The 5140-nt window shown below is 59.4% G+C and carries 7 protein-coding genes, 2 tRNA genes and 1 pseudogene; 5 read left to right on the forward strand and 5 right to left on the reverse strand.

The features are described 5' to 3' along the window. A partial coding sequence (locus tag EN964_RS23700) for a protein-L-isoaspartate O-methyltransferase (protein ID WP_164775955.1) occupies positions 1–453 on the reverse strand: 453 nt, incomplete at its 3' end. 90 nt (positions 454–543) lie between these two features. Beyond that, positions 544–617, reverse strand: a tRNA-Cys gene (locus EN964_RS23705). 221 nt (positions 618–838) lie between these two features. Here EN964_RS23705 and EN964_RS23710 point away from each other — a divergent pair. After that, positions 839–1042 carry a hypothetical protein gene (locus EN964_RS23710; protein ID WP_127267807.1) on the forward strand — a complete coding sequence of 68 codons (204 nt, stop codon included), beginning with the start codon at positions 839–841 and terminating at the stop codon, positions 1040–1042. A 24-nt stretch (positions 1043–1066) separates the two neighbouring features. Here the strand turns inward: EN964_RS23710 and EN964_RS23715 are convergent, their stop codons facing one another. Next, positions 1067–1324, reverse strand: a complete 258-nt coding sequence (locus EN964_RS23715) for a hypothetical protein (RefSeq protein WP_024503836.1) — start codon at positions 1322–1324, stop codon at positions 1067–1069. 222 nt (positions 1325–1546) lie between these two features. Between EN964_RS23715 and EN964_RS23720 the strand changes: the two genes are divergently transcribed. Continuing rightward, positions 1547–1621 (forward strand) — tRNA-Asn (locus tag EN964_RS23720). 323 nt (positions 1622–1944) lie between these two features. Here the strand turns inward: EN964_RS23720 and EN964_RS23725 are convergent. Next, positions 1945–2217, reverse strand: coding sequence for a hypothetical protein (locus tag EN964_RS23725; RefSeq protein WP_127276783.1), 273 nt, complete (start codon positions 2215–2217; stop codon positions 1945–1947). A gap of 131 nt (positions 2218–2348) precedes the next feature. Here EN964_RS23725 and EN964_RS23730 point away from each other — a divergent pair, with 131 nt between their 5' ends. Genes EN964_RS23730 through EN964_RS23740 form a run of 3 tightly spaced genes read left to right on the forward strand, consistent with a single transcriptional unit; the run spans position 2349 to position 3818 of the window. Further along, a complete protein-coding gene (locus EN964_RS23730; protein ID WP_127266664.1) occupies positions 2349–2669 on the forward strand; it encodes a hypothetical protein in 321 nt (106 codons plus the stop codon). Positions 2670–2723: 54 nt separating this feature from the next. Then, positions 2724–3272 carry a hypothetical protein gene (locus EN964_RS23735; protein ID WP_127266663.1) on the forward strand — a complete coding sequence of 183 codons (549 nt, stop codon included), beginning with the start codon at positions 2724–2726 and terminating at the stop codon, positions 3270–3272. Positions 3273–3278: 6 nt separating this feature from the next. Continuing rightward, positions 3279–3818 (forward strand): hypothetical protein, encoded by a 540-nt coding sequence (locus EN964_RS23740; RefSeq protein ID WP_127266662.1) that lies wholly within the window; start codon positions 3279–3281, stop codon positions 3816–3818. 236 nt (positions 3819–4054) lie between these two features. Here EN964_RS23740 and EN964_RS23745 read toward each other — a convergent pair. Then, positions 4055–5140, reverse strand: a pseudogene (locus tag EN964_RS23745) (Ti-type conjugative transfer relaxase TraA); the annotation flags it as partial.

The raw sequence follows: 5140 nt of genomic DNA on the forward strand, positions 1-5140 counted from the left end.
GTCATAAGGCGCCTGGGCGGCATGCCCTTGCGGCAGCGCACCCTGGACGACGGTCACATTGCCGCAGCCCAGCGACGAAAGCGTCGATCTGGCGGTTTCCGCCAGCGCCGAATCACTCTCAAGCGCCACCACGGACCTGGCCAGCCGCGACAGGATGGCCGAGGCGTAGCCGGTTCCGCAACCGACATCGAGCGCCGAATCGGTCGGATTGATCTCGGCCAGTTGGATAAGCTTGGCCAACGGGGATGCTTCCATCAGGTAGCGTGCGCCGTCCGCGCCGGCGGCAATGCGGATGTCCTCGTCGATATAGGCGAGATCGCGCTGGGCGGCGCCGACAAACATCTCTCTTGGGATGACAAGCATTGCATCAAGCAGCGGCGCGCTGGTCACATCGGTGGTGCGGACCTGGCCGTCGACCATCTTGACGCGTAGTTCGGAGAAATCAGCGCTCATGTCCCAACCAATCCGCTTGCCGCGCCAGAACCGCGGTCCATTGTGTCAGGAACTTCAGGCCCCTGCGCTGCCGCGCGGGGGCCCGGGCATTGGAGGCCTCGCCCGGAATCGAACCGGGGTGCAAGGATTTGCAGTCCTCTGCGTAACCACTCCGCCACGAGGCCTCATTGCTCCCGGCGTTCCACCCGGTTCCAATAGGTTGCGGCGAAAATGCCGTCAAGCGGCCACCGTGCATTCCGAACGGTTTCCTCGCGTCAGTCCGGACGGCATCCGGCAAATCGTCGGACCGGGCCTGACCGCTCCATTAGCGGACAATTAAGCATAGCCTGCCCGGAGGAGAAACTCATCGGCGGCCCGTGCGTTGGACATGGCAGGAGGAAGAGCCATGCGCCGGACAATGGCAGCAAATACGAGTGCCTCGTCCGGCCTGTCCCTGCTACAATGCGGAGAGCTTCTGCATTACGCAATCGACCGTCTGTCCATCGAAGGTGCGGACAGCCTGTCGCCGCACGACAGGGCAAGGCTTGCCTCGGCCGCGGCGATTCTCAAGCAGATCCATGAGGCACTGGAAGAACACGCCGCCCGTTGAACACCCACCCTGCGCTATCGGCGGTCAATCGGGCCGGCGACGCCGTTCCCACCAGACGACAAAGCGACGCCGGTGACGGCGAACCATGGCGAATTCATAGGACAGCACCAGCAATCCGAGCGGAACCATCCAGAAGCCGAGGATCGGCAGGAAACCGAGGATACCGCCGATGGTCAGCAGGATGCCGATCGTGATTCTGAGCCCGCGCGAGCGCGGCATTTTGAACTCGCGCCCGAAAACGGAGATTTTCCGCGCCGGCATCTGGTTGTCTTGTGCTGTCATCGTCTCGAAAAATTGACCCGTTTGATTTTTCGCAAGCATGCTGGAACCAAAGCCGCCGCCGCGCTTTCGGTTCCATATCCCTGCCAAGACGGCTAATATGAGGGCAACCGTCGACGATTGCGAGAAAGGCCTGCGCGAAAAAGCCTCGGAAAAATGTGAAAAGCTTCTTTGCAAAGCCGAAAAGGGCAGCTATAGGCTGCGCCACTCACATAGAGCATCCGTTCCCCGGTAGCTCAGTGGTAGAGCAACCGGCTGTTAACCGGTTGGTCGCTGGTTCGAATCCGGCCCGGGGAGCCAATCATTTCCAACGGTTTCAGAGTTTTCAGGAACGGCCGAAAATAGGCTGATCTACAGCATGTCTACACAACTCGACTTCGCTAGGCGCCGATCTACACCGGAATCGCCCGAAGGAGAGAAATCACCATGGAACACGTTTTTGATGAGCTGATCGGCCTGCAGAGACTCAGCCGAGATCGAATTGGCGAGCCGCCGCGACGGCCTGGACGATTCGCTTGGCAAGGAACCTAGTAACCGGCGTGGCGATCGGCATCGGAATTGCCGTCGGTATTGCTCTAGGCGGTTAATGAAACCCTCCGGGTGCAAAAACCTATGCGGTGAAGTTAGCCCGAAGCAAAGACAACATCAGACCTTGCGCCTCCGTCCGCCTTGACGGCCGCGTGGCAGTCTCTCAGTTTTTTGGACGACCCACTCTTGGAGTGGGCTCGGCGGATGTAGTCGAAAACGTGACGTGCGGTGTCGCCTTCGCCAACGAAAACGAAGGGTTCGCGGCTTGTGTGCACGGTGACGGTCTCGTAACGCCTGTCGAGCGGCGGACCGGGATCGTCCCGAAAGTCGACATTTTTCCGGAGAAGCACTTTCATTTCGTCGGGCATGATTGAAACCTCCCTGTCGAAGGTGATCTCCTTTTTCCAGTAGATCAAGACCGGAAGCGGTACGCCTCCGAATTGCGGTGCCAATTCTTTCCTGCGACACTCGAGTCCATCGCGACATGGGGGAGCCTTCTATGCTTGCAAAAGACACTGTGATCTGCTGGACGCCTGACAGGCCGCCCTTCCATGACCGCCCTATGGCGGGGACGATCATGGTCACAACCGCTCCACTGCCGCAGCACGACTATGGTCATATGAAAACGTATGGAGCCGTAAACTTGGACTGGAGGCAGATGGACGCTTACGACCGTCGGCAAAAGCTTCAACGCCTTTTCACTCAGATCATTCATAAGGATTGCATTCCCGAGATCGATGCCCGTCTGGCTCTTTCAGTCATTGATGACATCCTGATTGATGACCTTCACAGTCAGCAGCAGGATGAAGATGAGGTGTAAGGTAAGCGGCGGCCGATCGCATCGCGCCTCAGCCAGCGAGTAGGGGATCCATATATGGCGGCGACCGTCGCGCTTAACCAGGTATCGGCCAACCTATGGGAGATGCCCCAGCCTTTGGGGGATTACGCCGGCGAGCTGCTGAAGCGGGGAAGATCCTACTATCAAGCGTTCCAGATCCTTGCCGAGCGTAACGAACCCGGTCTTAGCTATCCGGCCTATTTCCTCCTCGCGCATGCCGTGGAGGTCATTCTCAAATCATATCTGGTGGCGAAGGGCACGCCGAAGAGCAAGCTTGGCAAAAGACCATTGCGACATGACACAGGACAAGTGTTCGCTGAGTGCGAAAAGCAAGGCCTTGTGGTTGCCGACCAGATGATGAAAGCGCTGGCGATCCAGCTCGCCCATGTCAATCAGGATTACGACCTGCGCTATCCCACTGGCTTCAATCTATCCATTCCTGGCCCGAAGCATTGCGTCCTTCCCCTCGATGCCCTGATCGCCGCGGTCGCGCCGGGCGTCGAAAAGGCCTTCATCATAGCGCAAATCCAGTTCGCAGCCGACACACAGCACCTTCGCGGCAGCAAAATCCGATGGAGCGATTAGGCGACGATGACAGCCGAACTCGCGGTATCCGTAGTAGCCTTAGTCGTCGCGATCCTGGCGTTCGGGCTATCGATCTTCTTTTGGCGGCGCCAGTTCCGACCGATCGTAACGGCGATGGTTCAGACGCATGACGGAGGTAACGAGGCGATCGCCTATAATCTGGTGGTACTGAATTCGGGGTCGATCCCAGCCAAGAACATCAGGTTGATAGTACGAGACCAGGCGGCGCTCGAGGCTGCCCTTGGCGCTGGCGCCGATGCCGAGGCACGCGGCCTTTGGCTGGCCTGTTTTGAGTCCTCGATGGTGATCCGCCTTCTTCAGAACGGCGCGCAGACGACATGCTCTTTTGGCCTAACACATAGGATTCCGAAGAAGAGCTTTTGGAAGGCTCAAGCCGAATTTCCGATCCAACTCGAATACGAAGGTTGGTTTGGCAAGAAATACCGCGACGATCCGCCGAACGTCCTGCAGATCGCCGACAGCGATAGTTTCACCGGAGGCATGTGGGGACCGGTGAAAAAGGACGGACCGGCTTACATCGAATGAGGCCGGCAGCGGATGCGGACCGGGCACTACACGTGCACCAGCTCACACCACTGCCGAAAACGGCGAACGAGCAAGCGCCTGATATCGCAGCGAAAAATCCGCCGGTATGCAGCGATAGACTACTCCCTTACCAAGGGAGAGTTCGACGACTCCATCTCATTCATGGTCATCATCGTCGTTGTCGATGGGAACTACCTTCGTCGACGACACGCTCGACATGCCATTTCGTAATAAGTTTAGATGCCCATGCCACGCCCAATGCCAATACCGTGGCTGAACGCGAGTTCCGCGCCCAGGCGCCGGCCGGACTCCACTTCGACGCCAAGCGCCTTTTTATAGTTTGCAAGAAGCGATTCCAGTTGCGGATCGCGCTCGAGGCTCTTGGCCATGTCGGACATGGCCGAGCGGGTTGACTTGTAACCGGACATGTCGCCAGCCTGGTATTGGTCCTGGCTTGTCCGGTGGAGCTTCTGCCAGCGTTCCACGAAACGGTCGGCCCGGCGGGTCGGATCGGCTTCCGGTCCGGTGCGGATTTCGCTTTCAAGCTGGAGAGCGAGCACGATACGGTTGACGCTACCGGCTCCCGCTTCACGAACCAGCTCGGGATTCTTGATATAGGCCGCTTCGGCATCGCGCCAGCCATGCGGCCGAACCTTATCGAACGCGTTGCGTGCATCCCTCAATTCGCGCATCTGCCCGGGACTACCCTGCCCGTCCACATTTCCGTTGCTGATAATAGCATCGAGCGCTCGCGCGTGGCGCACGAGAGCCTTCGTGCGAGCTCTGCGCAACGCCGCTTCCTCGTCCAACAACGCATCCGCTCCGCGTTGCGCTCCCCTGGTGCCCGCTTCCCTTCCTGGTTCGGCGCCGGCATCGCCGTTTTGCGTTCCAACCTCTCCCCCTTTCGGCCTGTACGCACGGTCCTGGCCGGGCTCTGCTTGTCCGGGCGAGCGCAACCCGTCCAGCATCCTTTCAATCCCGTCGCGAAGCTTCTCCGGAACGATCCGGCGCACGATCTTGACCACACGCTGACGGAAGCTGATCCCGCGTCGCTCGGCATAGTGTTGCGCCGGGTCGATCTGGTCGTAATCCGACGCCATATCCTTGGTGCGGTCGCGTGACAGCGCGCGGACAAGTCGTTCGCGGGTCGCGAAGTCTTCGCTGCCGTAATGCAGTTCCATCCCATCCCGATGTCGCGACAGGGACACGTAGCTGCTGTGCGAATCCATGTCCGGCGTTGCCAGCACATGGGTGCGGTCGACCGTCATGCCCTGGGCCTTATGGATGGTCGCGGCATAGCCGTGGTCGATGTGGGCATAGTC

Origin of the sequence: Mesorhizobium sp. M7A.F.Ca.CA.001.10.2.1 (assembly GCF_003998575.1) — a bacterium.
In the GTDB taxonomy this organism is placed as follows: domain Bacteria; phylum Pseudomonadota; class Alphaproteobacteria; order Rhizobiales; family Rhizobiaceae; genus Mesorhizobium.